The sequence below is a fragment of the Glutamicibacter soli genome, assembly GCF_003309065.1.
Classification (GTDB): Bacteria; Actinomycetota; Actinomycetes; order Actinomycetales; family Micrococcaceae; genus Glutamicibacter; species Glutamicibacter soli.
The window spans coordinates 651,063-674,209 of record NZ_POAF01000001.1; the positions used below are offsets into that span (position 1 = coordinate 651,063).

Sequence of the window (23,147 nt, forward strand, 5' to 3'; positions counted from 1 at the left end):
ACTCATAGTTGATCATCCGCCTCGGACATTTTCGGGTTGCCCAGCGCCGCGCGCAGCGCGTCGATGCGCTCCCACTGGGCGGGGTCGGGTTTCCACCGTTTGCGGTTCATGTCGATCCGCCGGCCGGGAGACGCGAGCTCCTCTGCGGCCCAGTGCCCGGAGGCTTCGGCCATCAGCGCCCCGGTGATCGTTCCGTCGGAGCGCAGGATCCGCCACCACGGCGTGCCCTCCGGGGCGGCCCCCATGGCCTTGCCCGCCTGCCGGGCGGAGCCGCTGCCCAGCAGCTCGGCCACGTCCCCGTAGCTCAGGACCGCACCGCGCGGGACCAGCTGGGCCAGTTCGTGGACGGCATCGGGGTAGGCCAGTGATTCTTCGCGCTCGGCTGGGGTCATGACTCCATTGTGCCAAGCCGTCCGGCGTGCTCCACATCCGGTGCGTCCAAGACCCGACATGTCCGCGCCGGGCTGTAGCGTTGAACCATGACTGAATGGCAGAACGGCCTCGCCGTAGGCTTTGACTTGGAAACTACCGGCGTTGACACCGCCACCGCGCGCATCGTCACCGCCTCGGTGGTGCTGCTCGATGCGCAGGAGAATATCGTCAACCAACGCGAGTGGCTGGTTGATCCGGGGATCGAGATCCCCGAGGCGGCCACCGCCGTGCACGGAATCTCTACCGAGAAGGCCCGTGCCGAAGGCATTCCGGCGGCGCAGGCGGTACGCGAGATCCTGGGCCTGCTCGCCTTCGCCTCCGAGCAGGCTCCGCTGATCGCCTTCAATGCCGCCTACGATTTCTCCGTCCTGCATGCCGAGGCGCTGCGCTACAACATGCCGCCGTTCATTCCCGGCAACGTGATCGATCCGTTCATCATCGACAAGCAGGTCGACAAATGGCGCAAAGGCAAGCGGACTCTGGGCGCCGCCTGCGAGCATTACGGCGTGGTGCTGGAAAACGCGCACACCTCATTCGCCGACGCCGTCGCCTGCGTGGCGGTGGCCAGGGCGATCGCGGAGAAATACCCGCAGCTCCAGGTCGACCCGCAGGTGCTCCACGGCTGGCAGATCGGCTGGGCGCGCGAACAGGCCGAAAGCTTCCAAACCTACCTGCGCAAGACCAAGCCCGAGGCGCTTGTCGACGGCGCATGGCCCATCAAGGACGATTAATACGCCCTGCCGCGGCCGAGTTGCGACGGCAAGGTAATGCACTTCACAGTGAGCTCGGGCTCGCTGGGCACGCTGCGAAACAGGGCATTCGTTCATTTATCACGGCCATCGCGCGAAGTATATTCGACGCTGGGTCGCTGAATGCCGGATATTAAGTACGATGACCCAATGCAGGGGGTTATTCGGGCGATTTTGTTCGATAGTGGTTGAATGGAGGGTACTCTCTACACCCTTTGAGAATCTGAAGGAACACGCCTAGTGATCACAGTTCGTGACCTGCGCAAGGTCTACCGCCAGGGAAGCAACGACGTTGTCGCCCTGGGCGGGGTCAGCCTTGAAGTCCCTACCGGGAAAATTCATGGCATCGTCGGACATTCCGGAGCTGGTAAATCCACCCTCGTCCGCTGCCTGACCTTGCTCGACCAGCCTACTTCCGGAACCGTGTCGGTAAACGGCAAGGAGCTGACCAACGTCAGCGCGGACGAGCTGCGCGATGCGCGCCGCCGGATCGGCATGGTTTTCCAGCACGCTAACCTCTTCGATTCCCGCACCACCGAGCAGAACGTCGGCTACCCGCTGGAGCTGACCGGCACTCCCAAGAAGGAGATCGCCGCCAAGGTCGCCGAGCTGCTGGAACTTGTGGGCCTGGCCAAGTTCGCCAAGGCTTATCCGTCGCAGCTCTCCGGCGGCCAGCGCCAGCGTGTGGGCATCGCCCGCGCCCTGGCCACCGATCCGGATGTCCTGCTGTGCGACGAGCCCACCAGCGCCCTGGATCCGAAGACCACCGACGAGATCCTGGAACTGGTCAAGAAGCTGCGCGACCGCCTGAACATCACGGTGCTGATCATCACCCATGAGATGCACGTCGTGAAGCAGGCCTGCGATTCGGTGTCGCTGCTTGAGGGCGGCTTCATTGTCGAGCACGGCGATATCGCCTCGGTGATCACCAACGCCGAGGGCCGCCTGGCCCACACGCTGCTGCCGCTGCCAGGGGACGCGCCGCGTTCGGCCGGCGCCGGCACGATCCTCGACCTCCTGTACACCGGAGACCAGGCCACCGAGCCGGTCATTTCAGCGGTTTCCCGCACCTTCAACATCGACGTCAACGTCCTGGCCGGTTCGGTTGAACAGCTCAGCGACCAGCAGTACGCGCACCTGCGCATCCAGCTGCCGGTCGATGCGGACGTCGAGGCGATCACCAATTATCTGAAGTCGAACGGCATTGCCGTCACCGTGAAGGGAACCAAGTAAGCCCATGGATTTCCTCACCCCTACCGTCCAGAAGGCCATGCTGACCGCGACCTGGGAAACCATCGAGATGGTGCTCATTTCCGGCGTCGTCACCGTGGTCATCGGCCTGCTGCTCGGCATCCTGCTGCACGTCACCGGCAAGGGCGGGCTGATGCCCGTGCGCTGGCTGAACGTCGTGCTCTCCGGGATCATCGTGAATATCACCCGCTCGATCCCGTTCGCCATCCTGATGGTGGCGCTGATTCCGTTCGCGGTCATTGTCGTGGGAACCTCGCTGGGCCCCATCGCGGCCTCGGTCTCGTTGACCATCGGCACCATCCCGTTCTTCGCCCGCCTGGTCGAGACCGCCCTGCGCGACGTCTCCTCCGGCAAGGTCGACGCCGCCCTGGTCATGGGCTCCACCAAGATGCAGGTCATCCGCAAGGTCATGGTGCCCGAAGCGATGCCCGGCATCGTCGCGGCCGTCACCACGACAGTGGTCACGCTGATCGGCTACTCGGCCATGGCCGGTCTGGTCGGCGGCGGTGGCTTGGGCCGCATGGCCTACACCTACGGCTATACCCGCTACAACCCTGAGATCATGCTCATGACGATCATCATCATCGTGGTCATGGTGCAGGTTGTCCAGATCATCGGCGATGTGATCGCCCGCAAGGTCGACCACCGCTAGAAACGTCCATCGGTCCATCCGACGGACGCCCGGAAGCCAGCGGCTTCTCCGGGCAAAAATCACTCGCACACGCCGTTCCCGGCACGTCAAACTAAGGAAACACGCAATGCGCAAAAAGCTCGCTCTTGCACTGACCGGTGTCGCAGCAATCTTCGCCCTCTCCGCCTGCGGCGGCAGCGATGCACCCGCCGCCGACGCCTCGGCACAGCCGCTGGATCCGGCGAACCCGGTAGTCCTCAAGGTCGGTGCCAGCCCGGTTCCGCAGGCCCAGATCCTGACCTACATCGACGAGAACCTGGCCAAGGACGCAGGCATCGACCTAGATGTCGTGGAAATCGACGACTACGTCACCCCGAACACTTCCCTGGACGATAAGTCGCTGGACGCCAACTACTTCCAGACCGAGAAGTACCTGGCCACCGAGGTTGCCGAGAAGGGCTATAAGTTCGCCCACGGCGCCGGCATCCACGTGGAGCCGATGACCGTCTTCTCGAAGAAGTTCGACAAGCCGGAAGACGTTACCGAGGGCGCCAGCGTGGTGCTGAACAACGACCCGGTCAACCAGCTGCGCGGCATGCGCGTGCTGGAGTCCGCAGGCCTGCTGGCCGGTCTGGAAGACACCGACTCGGTGCTGACCGTGCAGGACGACAAGGCCAAGAATCCCAAGGGCCTGAAGCTCGACGAGGTAAGCGCCGAGCAGGTTCCGCAGTACTACACCAAGGACAACTCGGTCGACATCGCCGTGATCAACGGCAACTTCATCGTCCAGGCCAAGCTGAACAAGGACGAAATTCTGGCCCAGGAATCCGGCGAGAACAACCCGAACGCCAACTTCCTGACCTGGCGTGAAGGCGAAGAGACCCCGGCCATCGCAAAGCTCGAAGAGCTGCTGCACTCGGACGAGGTCCGCACCTACATCAAGGACACCTGGACCGACGGAAGCGTCATCCCGGCCTTCTAGTCTCCACGGCACCGTATGAATTGCACGGCCGCCCATCCTCAGCGACTCACGTCATTGAACCGGATGGGCGGCCGTTCTTATTTTGCATCCGCTGATTCCCAGCCCGCCAGACCAGCCCCCTCGCAGTCGGTGACGGCACCGCGGCCGCGCTCCCCCGGGCACCTCCGTGACTGGGCCACGAAGCGAACACCAAAAGGCACAGGCGCCCAGAGGCTCCTCACGGATGCCAGCGCACCAACACAAAACACCGATGCATTCCTCCTCGCCTGGATCACAGGGACGGCGGAATGCATCGGTGCTTTCACAACTGCGAGGGGTCGGGCAATACCAGCGGCACGGCCAGCGGGTTACACGGCTACCGGGCTGATGCCGCCGAACTGTCTTCGAGTTCTGGCCCACCCTCGGCGGAGGCAGTGTTCTCGGCGACGTCCTCATCGTTCAGCCTCGAATGGCCTCGGCCGTAGGCGAAGTAGATGACCACGCCAATGACCAGCCACACGACAAAATACATCCAGGTTTCAATGGCCAAGTTGAGCATCAGGTAGGTGCACAGCAAAGCCGAAACGATCGGGATCACCGGGCCAAAGGGAACACGGAACGCGGGCTTCAGGTCCGGGCGCTTGCGGCGCAGCACCAGGATACCCAGGCTGACCATCACGAAGGCGGACAGCGTACCGATGTTGATCATCTCTTCAAGCACATCCACGCGCGTGAAGCCAGCGGCCAGGGCCACCAGGATGCCGCAGACGACCGTGATGCGCACCGGGGTGCCGCGCTTGGCGCTGACCTTGGACAGCGAATGCGGCAGCAGCCCGTCGCGGCTGATGGCGAGCACCACACGCGTCAGGCCCATCAGCAGCACCATCACCACGGTGGTCAACCCGATGAGCGAGCCGACGGCGATGATGGAGGCCGCGCCGTCGTTGCCTACCGCTGCGAAGGCCGTGGCCAAGGTCGGATTCTCGACGGCTGCAAGATCCTTGTAGGAGACCATTCCGGTCAGCGCGAAGGACACGCCGATGTAGAGCAGGGTGGTGAGCGCAAGGCCCGCGAAGATGCCGCGCGGCAGCGTCTTGTTCGGGTTCTTGACCTCTTCGGCGCTGGTGGCGACGACATCGAAGCCGACGAAGGCGAAGAAGACCAAGGCGGCGCCTGCCAGCACTCCCGCCACGCCATACTGGGCCGGTGCGGCTCCCGTGGCAAAGGAGAAGAGCGACTGCTGGAGCACGTCGGCGGTGCCGTTCCCGGCGGACGGAACTGCTTCGGGGACAAACGGGGTGATGTTGTCCGCGTTGAAGTAGAACAGCCCGGCGGCGATCACGAAGAGCACCACGGCGATCTTGATGACGGTGAACACGTTCCCCACGGTCGCCGACAACTTGGTCCCCAAAACGAGCAGCACCGTGAACAGCGCAACAATCAGCAACGGCCCCCAGCTCATGGTCACGGGACCCAGGTCGATGGTCGCAGAGAGATGGATCCCGGCGAACTGGAACACTTCAGTGAGGTAGATACCCCAATATTTGGCGATGACCGCTGCCGCGGTGAACAGTTCGAGGATCAGGTTCCATCCGATGATCCAGGCAATGAACTCGCCCATGGTGGCGTAGGAAAAGACATACGCGGAACCTGCGACGGGAATCGCCGTCGCGAATTCCGCGTAACACATGATCGCCATGGCACAGGTTAGTGCGGCGATGACAAAAGATACCGTGACGGCGGGGCCGGCAAAGTTGGCTGCCGCCCGCGCGCCCACGGAAAAGATTCCCGCACCTACCGATACTGCGACACCCATGATCATCAGATCCCAGGTGTTCAGGGTCCTTTTCAGCTGACGCCCGGGCCCTGCGGCGTCCGCCAGGAAACTCTCAACTGGCTTGGTACGAAATAGGCTCACTTTGATCCCTTGTGAGATGAAATGCGAAAAACTTACCGCCCAAGCTTAGCTGTGCAACATGGGAGCCATTTTTCGCATTTTCCCAGATCAGAACGCAACAAGGCATCATCTTCAGCAGCCCGGGAGTTGTGAGGCCGCCGAACATTGTTCAACAATAACCGGGCTGACGTGGGTCGATTTCGCGGTCCACGCCGCTCGGAGCACTCAACGCCGGCGGGCAGGTCTGCGTCAAGCCCCGGCGCCTTGGAGCAAAGCCCTGTGACTCAGGACTCGCGGATTGGGAAGACGAAACCCACATTTAACGCAGCAGGCTCCCCGCCCATTGGCACGACACATGGTGTCGGGCAGATGTCCGGGGAGCCTGCGATGCCCGTTGCCGGGACGAATAACCTAGGCCGTGGCGGCCGCCGCGGCCTTGGCAGCTGCCGGCAAGGCCGAGACGATCTTGTCCAGCGCCGCGTCGTCGTGCGCGGCGGAGACGAACCAGGCTTCGAACACGCTTGGCGGCAGGTAGACGCCCGAGTCCAGCATGGAGTGGAAGAACGGCGCGTAGCGGAACGCTTCCTGCTTCTGGGCGTCGGCGTAGTTGTGCACGCCGGTGGCGGAGGTGCCGAAGGCGACCGAGAACAGGGTGCCGGCGCGCTGGATCGAGTGGTCCAGGCCCTCGGCGTTGAAGGCCGAGGTGATGGCGTCCTGCAGGGCGGCGGACTGCTTGGCCAGGAACGCGTAGACCTCGTCGGTGGCGTTCTCCAGCTGGGCGATGCCGGCGGCCATGGCCACCGGGTTGCCTGACAGGGTTCCGGCCTGGTAGACCGGGCCCAGCGGGGCCAGGTAGTCCATGACCTCGGCGCGGCCGCCCAGGGCGGCGGTCGGCAGGCCGCCGCCGATGACCTTGCCGAAGGTGTACAGGTCGGCGTTCCAGCCTTCCACGCGTCCGGTCAGGCCCCAGTAGCCGGCATCCGAGGCGCGGAAGCCGGTGAGCACCTCATCCAGGATCAGCAGGGCGCCGTGCTGGGCGGTGGTGTCCTTGAGGAACTTGTTGAAGCCCTCCTCCGGGGTCACCACACCCATGTTGCACGGTGCGGATTCGGTGATCACCGCGGCGATGTTGCTTCCGTGCTCGGCGAAGGCGGCTTGAACGGCGGCGCGGTCGTTGTACGGCAGCACCAGGGTTTCGGCGGCGGTGGCGGCGGTGACGCCGGCGGATCCCGGCAGGGCCAGGGTGGCGACGCCCGAACCGGCATCGGCCAGCAGGCCGTCCAGGTGGCCGTGGTAGCAGCCGGAGAACTTGATGATCAGTTCGCGGCCGGTGAAGCCGCGGGCCAGGCGCACGGCGGTCATGGTGGCCTCGGTGCCGGTGGACACCATGCGCAGGCGCTCCACGCCGCCCATGCGGTTCTTGATCAGCTGGCCGAGCTTCGCCTCGTCCGGGGTGGAGGCGCCGAAGGACAGGCCGCGGTCCACCGCTGCGTGTACTGCCGCCTGGATCTGCGGGTGGGCGTGGCCCAGCAGCGCCGGACCCCACGAGCAGACCAGGTCCACGTATTCCTTGCCGTCCGCGTCGGTCAAGTAGGCGCCCTTGGCGCCGACCATGAACGGCGGGATGCCGCCGACCGAGCCGAAGGCGCGCACCGGGGAGTTCACGCCGCCGGGCATGACCTCGCGGGCCTCGGCAAAAAGCTTTTCAGAGTTCGACATGCGTCTTACTTACCTTCCTTGAGCCAGCCGGCAACTTCGGCTGCGTAGTATGTGAGGATCTGTTCGGCGCCTGCCCGCTTGATGGACAGCAGGGATTCGAGCACCGAGGCCCTGCGGTCGATCCAGCCGTTGGCGCTGGCGGCCTCGATCATCGAGTACTCGCCGGAAATCTGGTAGGCGGAAACCGGCACCGGGGAAATCTCCGCCACGTCGCGCACGATGTCCAGGTAGCTCATGGCCGGCTTGACCATGATCATGTCGGCGCCCTCGGCGATGTCCAGCTCGGCTTCCAGGATGGCTTCGCGGCGGTTGGCGGCGTCCATCTGGTAGGTGCGGCGGTCGCCCTTCAGCTGGGAGTCCACGGCTTCGCGGAAGGGTCCGTAGAAGGCGCTGGCGTACTTGGCGCTGTAGGCGAGGATTGCGGTGTCCAGGTGGCCTTCGGCGTCCAGGGCCTCGCGGATCGCGCCGATCTGGCCGTCCATCATGCCCGACGGGCCGAGCATGTGGGCGCCGGCCTGGGCCTGCGCGACAGCCATCTGGCCGTAGATCTCCAAGGTGGCGTCGTTGTCCACGGCGCCGTCGGCATCCAGCACGCCGCAGTGGCCGTGCGAGGTGAACTCGTCCAGGCACACGTCGGACATGACCACCAGGTCGTCGCCGACCTCGGCGCGCACCGCGGCGATGCCGCGGTTCAGGATGCCCTGCGGGTCGATGCCCGCCGAGCCGTTCTCATCGCGTTCGGCCGGAATGCCGAAGAGCATGATGCCGCCCAGGCCCAGCTTGACCGCATCCGCCGCGGCGGCCTTGAGGCTGTCCATGGTGTGCTGGTAGACGCCGGGCATCGAGGTGATCTCGTTGGGCTCGCTCAGTCCCTCGCGCACGAACGCCGGCAGGATCAGCTGGCGTGCGGACAGCTCGTTTTCGGCAACCAGCGCGCGGATGGCCGGGTTCTGCCGCAGGCGGCGTGGTCGATGCTGAGGGAAACCCATGGCTTCGTATCTCCAGTTCTACTCTTGCTTCTTGAAAAGTCTTGCGCGGTCGTGCGCCGGCGCGGCCTAGCCGATTCCCAGCACGCTGCGCGCTGCCCTGGCCAGTCCGGCCGGTCCGGGGTCCTGCGCGGTGCCGTGCACCGGCAGCCCTGCGGCTTCCAGCGCGCGGGCGGTGGGCTGGCCGATGGCCAGCGTGTGGACGCGCGCAGGCAACCGGCCTCCGGCCAGCTCCGCGAAGCGCCGCACGATGCTCGGGGCGCTGAACACCACTAAATCCAGTTCTTCCAGTTTCGCACCGATAAGCGCTGGATCAAGGCATGTGACGTGTTCCGGCGCGGGCGGGCCGGGCACCGGGCGGCCCTGGGTGCCGGCATCCACGGTGCGGTAGGCGATGACCTCGTCCACCTGCACCGGCAGTCCGGCCAGGAAATCGCCCAGCGTGCTGCTGGCCAGATCCCCGTGCGGGTAGCAGATGCGCGCCCCGGCCGGCGGGGCCCACTGCGCGGCCATGCCCGCGGCGGACTGCACCTCGGGCTGGAAATCGGTCTCCAGGCCCAGCAGTTCGCTGGCCGATTGGGCCGTTTTCGCTCCGACGACCGCGAGCTTCAGGGATCGCGGCAACGGCCGCCCGTCCAGCAGCTCGCGCAGCACCGCCACGGTGGTGGCGCTGGTGAGCACCAGCCAGTCGTAGGATCCGTCCCGCAGCGCCGCCGCCATGGACGTCAGCGACGCGGTGTCCTGCGGCCAGATGGCGTCGATCAGCCGGGAGCACCAGGAGGTGATGCCCAGCTTCTCGAATTCCCGCACGGTGGCCGCGGCGCGGGCCGCATCGCGCAGGATCAGTGCCTGGTAGACCATGGGCCGGTCAGGCCAGCCCTGCGACGACCGCCGCGCCGTCGGCCAGCATGCCGTTGGCCAGCCCGCGGCCCAGCGCCTGGGCGGCGGCGACGTCGGCCAGCGGGGCCTTGGCGCTGCGGCGCATGACCTCGGAGCCGTCGGGGTTGCAGGCCACGGCGTCCAGCACCAGCTCGCCGTCCTGCACGCTGGCCAGCGCGCCGATCGGCGCCGCGCAGCCGGCCTCCAGCTGGTTGAGCAGTGCGCGTTCGGCTTCCACCTGCAAACGGGTGTGCAGGTCATCGAAGCGGGCCAGCGCCTGGTCCAGTTCCGCATGGCCGGTGCCCGCGGTGCGGGTCTCCAGCGCCAGCGCGCCCTGGCCGGGGGCCGGGAGCATGATGGACGGATCCAGGTACTCGGTGATGTGCTGCTCCAGGCCCAGGCGGCGCATGCCGGCAGCGGCAAGGATCACCGCATCCAGGTCGCCCTGGGTGGCCCGGCCCACGCTGCCGTCGTCGTGGGTGTCCCCCACGCCCTTGACCCGGCCGAGCCGGGTGGGCACGTTGCCGCGGATGTCCACGATCACCAGATCCTGGCGGTAGGCGCGCAGCTGCGCGGCGCGTCGCGGGGATCCGGTGCCGATCTTCGCGCCTTCGGGCAGCTGGTCGAGGGTCATTCCGTCGCGGCCGCACAGCGCGTCGCGCACGTCCTCGCGCGGCGGGATGGCGGCGAGCACCAGGCCCTCGGGCTGCACGGTGGGCAGGTCCTTGAGCGAGTGCACCGCCAGGTCGCAGCCGCCGTCCAGCAGGTGCTGGCGCAGCGCGGCGGCGAACACCCCGGTGCCGCCCAGGTTGGCCAGCGAACCGGTCACCACATCGCCCTCGGTCTTCACCAGCACGGTGTCGACTTCAAGGCCGGACAGCTGCGCCAGCTGGTCGGCAGCCCATCCGGTCTGTGTGGTGGCCAGCGCGCTGCCCCGGGTTCCTACGCGGAAGGACTGGGTCATGGCTGCGGCACTCCTACCTCTGAATCCACCGCGCCGATGGTCGGGCGCAGGGTGCCGTCCATGGCAAGCTTTTCGCAGCAGCCAGGGCGGCAGACGTCGAACCAGGGGCCCAGCGCGGTTTCGGACAGGCGCCCTTCGCGCAGCGGCTTGCCGTCGGGGCCGGCCAGCCGCTCCTCGACCAGGTCTACCAGGCCCGAGACGAAGGCGCGGTGCGTGCCCGGGGTGGGCACGCGGGCGAAAGCCAGCCCCAGTTCGGCGCAGGTGTCCTTGGCCTCGGTGTCCAGGTCCCAGAGCACCTCCATGTGGTCGGAGATGAAGCCGATCGGCACCACCACCACGCCCGCCACGCCGGCTGCGGCGTCCTCTTCCAGCGCGTCGTTGATATCCGGTTCAAGCCACGGGGTGTGCGGGGATCCGGAGCGGGACTGGTAGACCAGGGAATGCTCCAGGCCGGCGGCCTCGGGCACGTTGGCCAGGATGTGCTCGGCCACTGCGCGGTGCTGGGCGGTGTACAGGTTCTCGTCCAGCGTGCTCCGGATGGCTTCGGGACCTGCGGCGTTCGCATCGCTCAGTGGGATCGAGTGCGTGACGAACACGATCTTGATCTTCCCCTCCGGTTTCCCGGCGGCGGCCAGCTGCTCGCGCACCGAGGCCAGAGAGCCGGGAAGCTCCTGGATGAATGGCTGCACAAAGGCCGGGGTGTCGAAGAACTGGCGCAGCTTGTCGACTTCCACCACCCCTTCAAGCCCGGTGGCGCGCAGGCCCATGCCCAAATCCTCGCGGTACTGGCGGCAGGCCGAGTAGCCCGAGTAGGCGCCGGTGCCCATGAGCAGCACGGTGCGGTGCCCGTCGGCGGCGATCTGCTCCAACGTGTCGTTCACGAACGGGTGCCAGTTGCGGTTGCCCCAGTAGATCGGCACGGTGATGCCGCGGGCGGCGAACTCGGCTTCCAGCGCGGCCTTCAGCGCGCGGTTCTGCGCGTTGATCGGCGAGACGCCGCCGTTGGTGCGGTAGTGCACCGCGACCTCTTCCAGGCGCTCGTCCGGGATGCCGCGCCCGCCGGTGACGTTGCGCAGGAACGGGATGACGTCGTCCTGTCCCTCTGGCCCGCCAAAGGAGGCGAGCAGCACCGCGTCATAGGCCTTCGGGATCATGCGCCCGTTCCGGTCGTAGCCGGTGCGCGGGTCGAAAGACTGGCTCACTGGAGCACCTCGAGGGCTTCGGCGGCCGAGATGCGGCGGCCGGTGTAGAACGGGGTTTCCTCGCGCACGTGGTGGCGGGCCTCGGTGTAGCGCAGGTGGCGCATCATGTCGACCAGGTCGATCATGTCGTCGGCTTCCAGGCAGATCTGCCACTCGTAGTCGCTGAATGCGAAGGCCGCCACGGTGTTGGCCAGCACGTCAGGGAATTCGCGGCCCAGGATGCCGTGGTCGCGCAGCATCTTGCCGCGGACCGCCGGGTCCATGGTGTACCAGTCGGTGGAGCGGACAAACGGGTAGACCGTCATCCATTCCTTGGCCGCCACGCCGCGGGCGAAGGCCGGCGAGTGGTCCTTGGCGAACTCCGCCTCGCGGTGCACCGCCATGGTGGAGTAGACGATCTCGGTGCCGGCCAGCAGCGCCGAGCGGCGGATCTTGCGCATCGAGGCCTGCAGCAGCGCCGCGGACGGGCCGTGGACCCAGATCATGATGTCCGCGTCTTCGCGCATGGCCGAGACGTCGTAGATGCCGCGCACGACGGCTCCCTCGGCGGCCAGCTGCTCGGTCAGCGCATCGAATTCGGCGGCCGCGGCGTCGGTGCGCTGGACTGCGTCCGAGCGCTTGAAGATGGTCCACAGGGTGTAGAAGAAGGTCGGGTTCTCCCCGGCGTTTTCGCGTTCGCGGATAACGGGCGAATTATGCTCCGGTGCGTTGCTCACTGGTGTTTCTCCTTGGATCTGCTGATCTGGGTTGGGTCTGCAAGGTTGTCGGCGCGCCGCCGGGCGGCGCGGGTCTTCGGCGCTGGTCGTCGGCTCCGGGGCTCAGCGGGCGCTGATGGCCACCGCGCGGCGGGCCTGGGCGATGACGCGGGCCAGGCCGGTGCCGGCCAGCCAGGCGCCCACCACGTCCACGCCGTCCAGGTCGTCAAGAGCCTGCTGGACCTGGGCGCGGCGCTGCGCCGCGGCGCCGCCCTGCAGCGGCACCATGTCGTTGAAGCGGGACACCGCGCTGCCGAGCACGTCTTCCTGCTGCAATTGAACACCGAGAATCTTTGAGGCGTCTTTGACCGCCTGCGCGATGAGCTGCGCGTCATCGCCGGATTCGACGATCGGCTCATGCTCGCCGATGCGGCCGAAGGACAGGCGCACCACATGCGTGCCCGGCCCTGCCTGCTCGGCCAGCCACGGCCATTTGGCGGTCGCGTGGGTCAGGGCCTTGGCCACCAGCGGGGCGCCGCGCGAGACCAGCACGCCGGATCCGCGCGGGGCCTCGTCCAGCTCCGGCTTGTCCACCACCAGGGTGGCCAGCGCGATGGCGTTGGCTTCGGACCGGCCCTCGATCTGCTGGTCGGCCGGAAGCAGCGGGTTCAGCAGGCCCAGGGCTGGTTCGGCAGGGGTCGCGATGACCACGCGGTCGGCCTTCAGCTCCTGGCCCAGGGTGTGCACGGTGTACGGCTGCTCGGCCTGCGGCTGGCGGCTGATCGCGGTGACCGGCGAGTTGCGCACCAGCGACACCCCGGCGGCCTGCAGCTGGCCGGCCAGCGCCTCGATCATGGTGTACATGCCGCCGTCCAGCCCTGCCACGCGGGATCCGGCCGGAGCCGAGGACTGCAGCTGGGCCACGGCGCGGGCCAGCGAACCGGTGGACTGCATGGCCGCGCGCAGGCCCGGTGCGGCCGCATCGATGTCGATCTGCGCCGGGTCGGTGGAGTAGACGCCGTTGACCACGGGAGCCACCAGCTCGTCGAGCACAGCTTGGCCCATGCGCGAGCGCACCACCTCGGCCAGCGACAGCGGCTCGGTGGCCCACTTCTTGCTCATCGGGGTGATCAGGTCCGCTGCGGCGCGCACGGTGGCGGCGCGGCCGATGAGGTGGCGCACCTCGTCGGTGCGCACGTGGCCGGGGATGCCCATCAGCGAGGTGGCAGGCAGCGGGTTGGCCAGGATCTTCTCCCCCTCGCCCTGGATCAGCCAGGCGCTGGCCCCGGAGGTGGCGGCGATGGAGCCGGACAGGTCCAGCTCGTCCAGGTAGGAGCCGACAGTCCCGCCGCGCACGGCGAAGGACTCGGCTCCGGCATCCAGCTGCAGCCCGGCGACCTCGGCGCGGCGCACGCACCCGCCGAAGCCGTCCGCGGCTTCCAGCACGGTGACACGGTGCCCGGTCTGGCGCAGGTCGCGCGCGGCCACCAGGCCGGCGACGCCGCCGCCGATGACCACCGCATGCGGGGCCGGGTCGGCCGCGTCCTTGGCGGCGCGCTTGTGGGCCTGCGCTTCGGTGGCGCTGCGCACCTTCTCCAGCAGCCGCAGCGCATGGGCGGCGGCGTCGGAGGCGATGACGCGGCGTGCCTTGGGCGTCTCAGCCCGGGTTGAAGCTTCTGCCACGTTCTCGCTGCGCTGATCCTTGCTCACGTACCGATGCACCTTCTGCCTTTGAATCGTTTGCTGCGGTGCGCGCGCCCGGGGTCGTCCCCCGAGGCGCCCGCCACCGCGATGACGCCTGTCATTCCCAGCTTAGTCCTGCCGGACTACAGGGAGTGGATGAGCTCCACCACACGGGTGAGCACACTCGGATCCGTGGTCGGCGGGACGCCGTGCCCCAGGTTCACCACGTGTCCGCGCGCCGCCTTGCCGCTGGCGACGACCTCGCGCACATGCGCTTCGAGGACTTCCCACGGGGCGGAGAGCAACGCCGGGTCGATGTTGCCCTGTACCGAGACATCCTGGCCCAGGCGCTCGATGGCGGTGGGCAGCGGGATGCGGTAGTCGACACCCACGGCGTCCACGCCGGCGTCGCGCATGGCGGTCAGCAGCTCGCCCGTGCCGGTGCCGAAGTGGATCAGCGGCACACCCAGATCGCGCACGAAGTCCAGCGACCGGGCGGAGTACGGGGCGGCGAACTTCTGGTAGTCCGGCAGCGACAGCGAACCGGCCCAGGAGTCGAACAGTTGGGCGGCGGAGGCTCCGGCCTCGACCTGCGCGCGCAGGAATTTGCCCGATGCGTCGGCGGCCCACTTCATCAGCGCGTCCCAGACCTCCGGCTCGGAGTGCATCATGGTGCGCGGGCCCAGATGGTCGCGGCTCGGCTTGCCCTCGACCATGTAGGCTGCCACGGTGAACGGGGCGCCGGCGAAGCCGATCAGCGGGGTGCTGCCCAGCTCGGCGACGGTCAGGGCCACGGCCTGGCGGATGGGCTCCAGGGCTTCGTCGGTCAGCTCAGGCAGGGCCGCGACCTGCTCGGCGGTGCGGATCGGGGTGTCGAGCACCGGGCCGACACCCGGGACGATGTCCACGCCGATGCCTGCCAGACGCAGCGGGATGACGATGTCGGAGAAGAAGATTCCCGCGTCGACCTTGTGGCGACGCACCGGCTGGAGAGTAATCTCACTTGCCATCGCCGGGTCGAGGCACGAGTCCAGCATGCTCACGCCTTCGCGCAGCTTCAGATACTCGGGCAGCGAACGCCCTGCCTGGCGCATGAACCACACCGGGTGGTGCGAGGGCTCGCGGCCGGTCAAGGCCTGAATCAATGCGGAATCTTGGGTACGTCCATCGATCATCGGATGGTTCTGCGACAGAGTCATGCTTCAATTCTGCCAACTCTTGCCTTGAAATCCCATTTGGCCGGACACTTGCTCACTCTGCGCTGAAATTAAGCGCCTAACGGGGGATGGCCTTAGGTAGACCTGCGTTGTTTAACCGGCCCGTTGAGCTTAACCTAGGGACATTGTGGTTTTCTTATCTCTTGTCGCATCGCATTCGCAGCTCGACCTTGAGACCGTGGCACAAATCAGCGCCTCGGCCAGCGGGCTCGCTGCTGCCTCCGTCAACGGTTCGGCAGCTATCAACGGCGCCGTCGTGCTGGCCACCTGCAACCGCTTCGAGGTCTACGCGGACGTGGAGCACGTCGAGGATGCCACCGAGCACCTCGTTGCCCATCTCGCAGCCACCACCGAGCTCAGCGCCGACTTCCTGGCCCGCCAGCTGACCGCGCTGGAAGGCGACCCGGTCATTGAGCACCTCTTCTCCGTGGGCGCAGGCCTGGACTCCGCCGTCGTGGGCGAACGCGAAATCGCCGGACAGGTCCGCCGCGCGCTGGCGCAGGCGCAGCAGGAGAAAACCACTACCAGCAACCTCACCCGGCTGTTCCAGAACGCCACCCGCGCCGCCAAGGACGTCGGCAGCAACACCAACCTGGGCACCCAGGGCAAGTCAGTGGTCGCGGTCGCCCTGGACCTGGCCGAGGAACTCACCGACGAGGCAACCGCCTGGGCCGACCAGAACGTCGTGCTCTTCGGCACCGGCTCCTACGCCGGCGCCACCATGGCGCTGCTGAAGGAACGCGGCGTGGAACGCATCTCGGTGTACTCCAGCTCCGGACGCGCCGCCGAATTCACCGGCAAGCGCGGCGGCTTCCCGCTGACCGACGAGCTGCTCCCCCAGGCCCTGCGCGAAGCCGACATCATCGTCGGCTGCTCCGGCGGCGGACAGCGCCTGGACCGCGCGGCCCTGGAGGAAGTGCGCGTGAAGAACCATCCGCTGATCGCCATCGACATGGCGCTCACCCACGACTTCGATCCGGCGCTGGTCGAGATGGCCGACGTCGAGCTGATCACCCTGGAGTCGGTGCGCATGGCTGCCCCGACCGACCAGGCCTTGGCGGTGCACGCCGCCAGCCGCATCGTGAAGACCGCCGCCAGGGAATTCGCCGCCGCCCAGCGCGAGCGCGAAGCTGACTTCGCTATCGTGGCCCTGCGCCAGCACACCAAGGCGGTGCTCGACGCCGAGGTGGCCCGGGTCCGCGCCCAGCACGGCTGCACCGCCGCCGCGGATGAGGTCGAACTGGCCATGCGCCGCATGATGCGCCAGCTGCTGCACATTCCCACCGTCCGCGCCCGGGAGCTCGCCTCCGAGGGACGCACCGCGGACTACGTCACCGCGCTTCAGACGCTTTACGGCCTTGAACTGGGCGAACCCCAGGCGCAGGCCAGCGCCCCGGCGCCTGCCGTCTGCCCCGTGGAGACCTCCGCGCGCACCGCGTAGCCGCACCCTTAATTTTCTCGCGAAGTTACCTTTCCACCGCGATGCGTGGAATACTACTTGCAAGTAGGCTCCAGGGTCATCTGCAAAATCCACGATGACGTGGGCGGAGCCTTGCAGTAGCTGGAAAGGTCGAGGTCGACATGGCTGAAGTGGAATCGCTCAAGGGACATCGCACGCAGCGAATGCCAAGGGAAGCACGGCGACGCCAGCTCCTGCAGGCGGCCCACGAGGTCTTCGTCGGCAACGGGTACCACGGCGCCTCCATGGACGACATCGCCGATGTGGCCAAGGTTTCCAAACCCGTGTTGTACCAGCACTTCCCCGGCAAGCGCGAACTCTACCTGGCGCTGCTTGACTCGCATCTGGAGGACTTCAGCCGCCGGCTGGACGAGGCCATCCAGTCCACGGACGACAACCGGCAGCGCGTGTTCGCCACCATCAACACCTACTACCAGTACATCAAGAGCGAGTCCCAGGCCTACCGCCTGATCTTCGAATCCGACGTGCTCTCCGACCCGCTGATCGCCGCGCGCATCGAGGAATTCAACAACAACCTGTCCACCTCCATCTCCAAGGTCGTGGTCAAGGACACCGACCTGAACGAGGCCGAAGGGCTGCTCGCCGGGCGCGCGCTGGCCGGCCTGTCCCAGGTTTCGGCGCGCTACTGGGCCACCAGCGACGACTCGGTGGATCAGCAGACCGCCGTCGACCTGATCTCGCGTTTAGCTTGGCGCGGAATTTCCCAGTTCCCCAAGGAAAAGTAGCTAGATTAGTGGCTGAGGGACCCTTCTTGTAGGGGCACACATTTTTCGAGAGGATCAACGACAATCATGGAAATCCGGATTGGCATTCAGAACGTAGCCCGCGAAGTCGTACTCGAGTCGGAACTGAGCAATGCAGAAGTCAACGAGAAGGTTGCTGCGGCCATTGCCGGCGGTTCGGTGCTGTCCCTGACCGACCCCAAGGGCCGCGAGGTTCTCGTGCCGGCCGCAGGCATCGCCTACGTCGAGGTAGGCCCGGAGGAAGTCCGCCGCGTCGGCTTCGCCCAGTAATTGGCTTTCGGCGGCGCACCACGCCGCCAGCGCCTCGGCCGGCCCCCGCATCCCGCGGGGCCGGCCTTTGCGTTTAAACCCCCGGTCCTAGGTTCACCCCGGCTCCGGCGTGTAGGTTGAGGTAGTACCATCCCGGCAAAGCGTTCAACTTGGAACAGGCAGGCGGCGTACCGTGACCGATCAACGAATCCACGCACCGCGGCAGGTGGCCGCCAGCGACCTGAGCGACCTGCTGCTCGCACTGGAAAGCGAGTTCGAGGTCCCCGGCGAATTCGACGAGCAAACGCTGCAGGCCGCCCAGCAGGCAGTCGCCGATCTGCCGGAGCCCGACGCGGACGATACCGACCTGCCGTTCTTCACCATCGATCCCCCGGGCGCCACCGACCTGGACCAGGCCATGTACCTGGAACGCAAGGGCACCGGCTACCTGGTGCACTATGCCATCGCCGACGTGCCGGCGTTCGTCCGGCTCGGCGGCCTGCTCGACATGGTCTCCCGCGAGCGCGGGCAGACCTTCTACCTGCCGCAGCGCAAGATCACGCTGTACCCGCCGCTGATTTCCGAGGACCGCGGCTCGCTGCTGCCCGACGTGCCCCGGCCCGCCTTCCACTGGCGCATCGCCCTGGACGCCGACGGGGCCCTGGGCGAGGTGCAGCTGACCCGCTCGCAGATCCGCTCCCGCGCGCAGCTGGACTACGAAACCGCCCAGCGGCGCCTCGACTCGGGCGAGGACAACGGACAGCTGCAGCTGCTCGCGGAGATCGGCCAGGCCCGGCTGGTGCAGGAACGGCTGCGCGGAGGCGCCTCCCTGAACCTGCCCGACCAGGAAATCGTTCCGGAGGGCGGCGGGTACAAGCTGGTCAGCCGCACCCCGTTGCCGCTGGAGGAATTCAACGCGCAGATCTCGCTGCTCACCGGCATCGCCGCGGCCCGTCTGATGCTCAAGGCCGGCACCGGGATCCTGCGCACCATGCCGCCGCCTGACCCGCGGGACCTGAAGGCCTTCAGGCAGCAGACCCGGCTGCTGGGCAGCCCCTGGCCCGAGGACATCAGCTACGGCGAGTACCTGCACACCCTTGATGTCAGCGACCCGCGCCAGCTGGTCATCATGCACCGCGCCGCCTCGCTCTTCCGCGGCGCCGACTACCAGGTCATCGCCGGCCAGCCGGAATCCGACCTGGTCCAGGCCGCCCTAGCCGCGCCCTACGCGCACACCACCGCCCCGCTGCGCCGCCTGGTGGATCGCTTCGTGCTGCTGACCTGCCATCTGCTCAGCACCGGGCAGCCGCTGCCCGATGAACTCGACCAGGCGCTGCCCTTGCTGCCGGAGCTGATGCGGACCAGCTCCGCGGCCGCCAACAAGGTGGCCCGGGCCGCGGTGGACCTGCTGGAGGCCTACACCCTGCAGCACCGCATCGGCGAGCAATTCCAGGCCATTGTGCTCACCGCCGCGCAGGGCGCGGCCAACGGGGAGAACGGCAACGGCAAGCCGCGGCCCGGGCAGCTGCAGCTGGTCACCGAACCGGTCACCGGCAGCTTCAGCGGCAGCGCGGAAGCCGGCACGCTGGTGAGCGTGAAGCTGGTGGAAGCCGACCCGCGCACCCGCCGGATCCACTTCGAAACGGTGCCCCGCGGCTGACGAACCGCTGAAATCCGGCCAAACAAGTTATGCTGGTCAGTATTACTACTGAGGATGCCCGATCGCACAGCGCTGAAAGTACGACCAGTTACCTGATGACTTCCCAGCGGTCATCATTCCGCAGGACCCCCACGCGGGGCTCCCGCGTGCATCGAGCGATCGGCTCCGCTGGACCCGCCTCCCTTCGGGCGCACCCCCTGGATTTGCAGGGCAGGTCGACCCCGCCGGGAGGCCAACATGAAATGAGACTGAAGACATCGTGAGCAACACGACGCTAACGGCACCAGCTGCCGACACCCCCCAAGAGGACAGCACCCCCGAAGCGGCGAAGCAGAGCTTTGCCGAGCTGGACGTGCGCGAGGACATCGTCGCCTCGCTGCTCGAAGCGGGCATCGAATACCCCTTCCCCATCCAGGCGCTGACCCTTCCGGTGGCCCTGGGCGGCAATGACATCATCGGCCAGGCCAAGACCGGCACCGGCAAGACCTTGGGCTTCGGCATCCCCGCCCTGCAGCGTGTCATCCGCGAGGGCGACGCCGGCTACGAGGACCTGCAGTTCCCCGGCGCCCCGCAGGCCCTGATCGTGGCCCCGACCCGCGAACTGGCCATCCAGGTCGGCGCCGATTTGGCCCAGGCCTCCAAGCACTCGAACATCTCCATCACCACCATCTACGGCGGCCGCCCCTACGAGGAGCAGATCGCAGCCCTGAAGGCCGGCACCGACGTCGTCGTGGGCACCCCCGGACGCCTGATCGACCTGAACCGCCAGCGCGTGCTGAACCTGAAGCAGATCAAGACCGTGGTGCTGGACGAGGCCGACGAGATGCTCGACCTCGGATTCCTGCCCGACGTGGAGCGCATCCTCGCCGCCCTGCCGCCGGTACGCCAGGCAATGCTCTTCTCCGCCACCATGCCGGGCGCCGTGATCACCATGGCCCGCCGCTACATGTCCCGCCCGACGCACATCCGCGCCCAGGACCCGGACGACGACGGCTCGCTGACCAAGCGCAACATCCGCCAGCTGGTCTACCGCGCGCACAACCTGGACAAGGACGAGATGGTCGCGCGCCTGCTGCAGGCCGAGGGCCGCGGCAAAACCATCATCTTCACCCAGACCAAGCGCTCGGCTGCCAAGCTGGCCGACGAGCTGATCGACCGCGGCTTCAACGCCGGTTCGCTGCACGGCGACCTGGGCCAGGGCGCCCGCGAGCAGGCGCTGAAGGCCTTCCGCTCCGGCAAGGTGGAGATCCTGGTCGCCACCGACGTCGCCGCCCGCGGCATCGACGTGGACGACGTCACCCACGTCGTCAACCTGCAGTGCCCCGATGACGAGAACACCTACCTGCACCGCGTGGGCCGCACCGGCCGCGCCGGCAACACCGGCACCGCGGTGACCTTCGTGGATTGGGATTCGGTGCCGCGCTGGTCGCTGATCAACAAGGCCCTGGGCCTGAGCGTGCCCGAGCCGGTGGAAACCTACTCCTCCTCGCCGCATTTCTTCACCGACCTGAACATCCCCAAGGGCACCAAGGGCCGGTTGCCGCGCGCCAAGAAGTCGGCCGCCGCCGAAGGCGACGGCTCTCCGCGCGAGTCCTCCCGCGAGCCCCGAGAGAACCGCGAACGCACCCCGCGCCGCCGCAGCGGTTCGCGCACCCGCACCCGCACCGTGAACGGGCAGACCCAGGAGCGCGGCGCGCGGCAGGATTCCGGCGCCGAGGACCAGGCCGGTGCACGCCACGGCCACTCCAAGGGCCGCCAGGACCGTCCGGGCCGCGAAGCCGAGCGCCATCGCGAATCCCGCGTCTCCGGCGAGGAAGGCGCAGCGCAGGGCACCTCGAAGCCCCGCCGCCGCCGTCCGCGCCGCCGCACCGGCGGAAGCAGCGAGGCAGGCTTGCAGGACTAGTCCTGCCAGCCCCCGCCCGCAGCACTCCGAAAGGATTCAGTACCCAGGTGCTCGCACAACCTGAAGATTCAACCCTGTCCGCGGCCGCGGCGCACTCCGGTTCCCCGGTGAGCGCCCCGGCCGCGGGCAACACCGTGTTCCACGGCGACAACATGTCGGTGCTGGCAAACCTGCCCGATGAAAGCTTCACGCTGATCTACGTGGATCCGCCCTTCAACACCGGGCGCAAGCAGACCCGCGCCGAACGCACCATGGTCCGCGCCGACGAAGGCGAAGGCACCCACGTGGGGTTCAAGGGCCGCAGCTACACGGCGGAAATCGGCCAGTCGCGCTCCTACCACGACAGCTTCGAGGACTACCTCAGCTTCATCGAGCCGCGCCTGCTGGAGGCCTACCGGCTGCTGGCCGAGGACGGCACCCTCTACGTCCACCTGGACTACCGGGAGGTGCACTACGTCAAGGTGCTGCTGGATACGATCTTCGGCCGCGAGTGCTTCCTGAACGAACTGATCTGGGCCTACGACTACGGGGCCCGGGCCAAGAGCCGCTGGCCTGCCAAGCACGACACCATCCTGGTGTACGTGAAGAACCCGAAGAAGTACCACTTCGATTCGGCGGAAGTCGACCGCGAGCCCTATATGGCGCCCGGCCTGGTGACGCCGGAAAAGCGGGAGAAGGGCAAGCTGCCCACCGACGTGTGGTGGCATACCATCGTCTCCCCCACCGGCAAGGAGAAGACCGGCTACCCCACCCAGAAGCCCGAGGGCATCCTGCGGCGCATCGTCGCGGCCTCTTCGCGGCCCGGCGACTGGGTGCTTGACTTCTTCGCAGGCTCCGGCACCACCGGTGCGGTGGCCGCGAAGATGGAACGCCGCTTCGTGCTGATCGACCAGAACACCCAGGCGATCGAGGTCATGCATGCCCGGCTGCCCGAAAACACGGTGTTCGCCACCCTAGACGGTTCCCCGGCCCCGGTGCCGAGCCCCGTCGACTAGGACTGCAGCTGCGCGCTGGTTCCGGTGCCCTGCGCCAGGATGCGCTCCAGCATGGCCGGCTCGGTGAGATTCTCGCCGAGCCGGTTCAGTTTTCCGGTGCCGTGGTAGTCCGAGGATCCGGTGACAATCAAGTCGTGCTCCGACGCCAGCGCCAGCAGCTGCTCCTTGCCCTCGGCGCTGTTGTCCCGGTGGTAGACCTCCACCCCGCCCAGCCCGGCCTCGATCATTTCGTGGACCGTCGATTCTGGCACCACCCGTCCGCGCAGCGCTGCCTTCGGGTGGGCGAACACCGGCACGCCGCCGGCCTCGCGCACCAGGCGCACCGCCGCAGCGGGGTTAATGGCAGGATGCGACACGTAGTAGCGCGAGCGCGAGGAAAGGATGTTGGCGAACGCCTCGTTCCGATGGGCCACCACCCCTGCGGTCACCAGCGCGTCGGCGATATGCGGTCGGCCCACCGTGGCCCCGGGCTGGCAATGCTCGGTGACCAGCTCCCAGCTGATCGGGTAGTCCTCGGCCAACCGTTCCACGATGCGCTGGGCGCGCACGATCCGCGAATTCAGCGACACGGCCAGCTCGTCGAGCAGCGGCTGGTAGGACGGGTCGTGCAGGTAGGACAGCAGGTGCACGCTGATCCCGTGCGAATCCTGGCAGGTGATCTCCATGCCGGGAATGAACCCGATCCCCAGGTCCTGCGCGGTAACACGTGCCTGGTCCCACCCGCTGGTCTGGTCGTGGTCGGTCAGCGCCACCACGTCCAGCCCCGCCGCGGCCGCCGCGGTGATCAGCTCGGCCGGGGTTTCCGTGCCGTCGGAAACGTTGGAATGGGTGTGCAGGTCGATTCGCATACT

General features: G+C 67.4%; 21 protein-coding genes. 10 read left to right on the top strand and 11 right to left on the bottom strand.

From position 1 onward, the window contains the following. Window positions 1-2: 2 nt before the first annotated feature. On the bottom strand, window positions 3-392 hold the full coding sequence (locus C1H84_RS03030) for an MGMT family protein (RefSeq protein WP_047119539.1): 390 nt from the start codon (window positions 390-392) through the stop codon (window positions 3-5). 87 nt (window positions 393-479) lie between these two features. On the opposite strand from C1H84_RS03030, the gene C1H84_RS03035 reads away from it, so the two are divergent. The 4 genes from C1H84_RS03035 (at window position 480) to C1H84_RS03050 (ending at window position 4,045) form a co-directional block, all read left to right on the top strand. Continuing rightward, the gene (locus C1H84_RS03035; protein WP_047119540.1) at window positions 480-1,163 is read left to right on the top strand and encodes a 3'-5' exonuclease; all 684 of its coding nucleotides are present in this window, start codon (window positions 480-482) and stop codon (window positions 1,161-1,163) included. Window positions 1,164-1,421: 258 nt separating this feature from the next. Next, window positions 1,422-2,414 carry a methionine ABC transporter ATP-binding protein gene (locus tag C1H84_RS03040; protein ID WP_053798438.1) on the top strand — a complete coding sequence of 331 codons (993 nt, stop codon included), beginning with the start codon at window positions 1,422-1,424 and terminating at the stop codon, window positions 2,412-2,414. A gap of 4 nt (window positions 2,415-2,418) precedes the next feature. Further along, entirely contained in the window at window positions 2,419-3,084 is a 666-nt protein-coding gene (locus tag C1H84_RS03045; RefSeq protein ID WP_047119542.1) for a methionine ABC transporter permease, read from the top strand. Between the two features lie 106 nt (window positions 3,085-3,190). Continuing rightward, window positions 3,191-4,045: a MetQ/NlpA family ABC transporter substrate-binding protein gene (locus tag C1H84_RS03050; protein WP_047119543.1), complete on the top strand. Its 855-nt coding sequence runs from the start codon at window positions 3,191-3,193 to the stop codon at window positions 4,043-4,045. 355 nt (window positions 4,046-4,400) lie between these two features. Here C1H84_RS03050 and C1H84_RS03055 read toward each other — a convergent pair whose 3' ends face one another. The 9 genes from C1H84_RS03055 to hemE all read right to left on the bottom strand — a co-directional run bounded on the left by C1H84_RS03055 (window position 4,401) and on the right by hemE (window position 15,248). Next, window positions 4,401-5,942 carry an amino acid permease gene (locus C1H84_RS03055; RefSeq protein ID WP_113606490.1) on the bottom strand — a complete coding sequence of 514 codons (1,542 nt, stop codon included), beginning with the start codon at window positions 5,940-5,942 and terminating at the stop codon, window positions 4,401-4,403. Between the two features lie 390 nt (window positions 5,943-6,332). Further along, complete coding sequence (gene hemL / locus C1H84_RS03060; protein ID WP_053798441.1) at window positions 6,333-7,640, bottom strand: glutamate-1-semialdehyde 2,1-aminomutase; 1,308 nt, start codon at window positions 7,638-7,640, stop codon at window positions 6,333-6,335. 5 nt (window positions 7,641-7,645) lie between these two features. Continuing rightward, window positions 7,646-8,629 carry a porphobilinogen synthase gene (gene hemB, locus C1H84_RS03065; protein WP_047119546.1) on the bottom strand — a complete coding sequence of 328 codons (984 nt, stop codon included), beginning with the start codon at window positions 8,627-8,629 and terminating at the stop codon, window positions 7,646-7,648. Window positions 8,630-8,695: 66 nt separating this feature from the next. Beyond that, complete coding sequence (locus C1H84_RS03070) at window positions 8,696-9,487, bottom strand: uroporphyrinogen-III synthase (protein ID WP_053798442.1); 792 nt, start codon at window positions 9,485-9,487, stop codon at window positions 8,696-8,698. A gap of 7 nt (window positions 9,488-9,494) precedes the next feature. After that, window positions 9,495-10,469, bottom strand: a complete 975-nt coding sequence (hemC, locus tag C1H84_RS03075; protein WP_047119548.1) for a hydroxymethylbilane synthase — start codon at window positions 10,467-10,469, stop codon at window positions 9,495-9,497. After that, on the bottom strand, window positions 10,466-11,671 hold the full coding sequence (locus tag C1H84_RS03080; protein ID WP_231735929.1) for a ferrochelatase: 1,206 nt from the start codon (window positions 11,669-11,671) through the stop codon (window positions 10,466-10,468). Before C1H84_RS03080 ends, hemC begins: the two co-directional genes overlap by 4 nt. After that, window positions 11,668-12,354, bottom strand: coding sequence for a hydrogen peroxide-dependent heme synthase (gene hemQ, locus C1H84_RS03085; RefSeq protein WP_047120809.1), 687 nt, complete (start codon window positions 12,352-12,354; stop codon window positions 11,668-11,670). The genes C1H84_RS03080 and hemQ overlap by 4 nt, the downstream gene beginning before the upstream one ends. A gap of 135 nt (window positions 12,355-12,489) precedes the next feature. Next, a complete protein-coding gene (gene hemG / locus C1H84_RS03090; RefSeq protein WP_181728015.1) occupies window positions 12,490-14,076 on the bottom strand; it encodes a protoporphyrinogen oxidase in 1,587 nt (528 codons plus the stop codon). 116 nt (window positions 14,077-14,192) lie between these two features. Further along, window positions 14,193-15,248, bottom strand: coding sequence for a uroporphyrinogen decarboxylase (hemE, locus tag C1H84_RS03095; RefSeq protein WP_047119549.1), 1,056 nt, complete (start codon window positions 15,246-15,248; stop codon window positions 14,193-14,195). A 145-nt stretch (window positions 15,249-15,393) separates the two neighbouring features. Between hemE and C1H84_RS03100 the strand changes: the two genes are divergently transcribed. The 6 genes from C1H84_RS03100 to C1H84_RS03125 all read left to right on the top strand — a co-directional run bounded on the left by C1H84_RS03100 (window position 15,394) and on the right by C1H84_RS03125 (window position 22,296). After that, window positions 15,394-16,707: a glutamyl-tRNA reductase gene (locus tag C1H84_RS03100; protein ID WP_047119550.1), complete on the top strand. Its 1,314-nt coding sequence runs from the start codon at window positions 15,394-15,396 to the stop codon at window positions 16,705-16,707. A 140-nt stretch (window positions 16,708-16,847) separates the two neighbouring features. Further along, the gene (locus C1H84_RS03105; RefSeq protein WP_047119551.1) at window positions 16,848-17,471 is read left to right on the top strand and encodes a TetR/AcrR family transcriptional regulator; all 624 of its coding nucleotides are present in this window, start codon (window positions 16,848-16,850) and stop codon (window positions 17,469-17,471) included. 66 nt (window positions 17,472-17,537) lie between these two features. Further along, window positions 17,538-17,759, top strand: coding sequence for a DUF3107 domain-containing protein (locus C1H84_RS03110; protein WP_053798445.1), 222 nt, complete (start codon window positions 17,538-17,540; stop codon window positions 17,757-17,759). Window positions 17,760-17,931: 172 nt separating this feature from the next. Further along, a complete protein-coding gene (locus C1H84_RS03115; RefSeq protein ID WP_146955839.1) occupies window positions 17,932-19,398 on the top strand; it encodes an RNB domain-containing ribonuclease in 1,467 nt (488 codons plus the stop codon). A gap of 259 nt (window positions 19,399-19,657) precedes the next feature. Beyond that, window positions 19,658-21,301 (top strand): DEAD/DEAH box helicase, encoded by a 1,644-nt coding sequence (locus C1H84_RS03120; protein ID WP_113606491.1) that lies wholly within the window; start codon window positions 19,658-19,660, stop codon window positions 21,299-21,301. A 152-nt stretch (window positions 21,302-21,453) separates the two neighbouring features. Continuing rightward, window positions 21,454-22,296, top strand: coding sequence for a DNA-methyltransferase (locus tag C1H84_RS03125; RefSeq protein ID WP_113606566.1), 843 nt, complete (start codon window positions 21,454-21,456; stop codon window positions 22,294-22,296). On the opposite strand, the gene C1H84_RS03130 is transcribed toward C1H84_RS03125, so the two are convergent. After that, complete coding sequence (locus tag C1H84_RS03130) at window positions 22,293-23,144, bottom strand: PHP domain-containing protein (protein WP_113606492.1); 852 nt, start codon at window positions 23,142-23,144, stop codon at window positions 22,293-22,295. The two genes, C1H84_RS03125 and C1H84_RS03130, sit on opposite strands and share 4 nt — an antisense overlap. Between the last annotated feature and the right edge of the window lie 3 nt (window positions 23,145-23,147).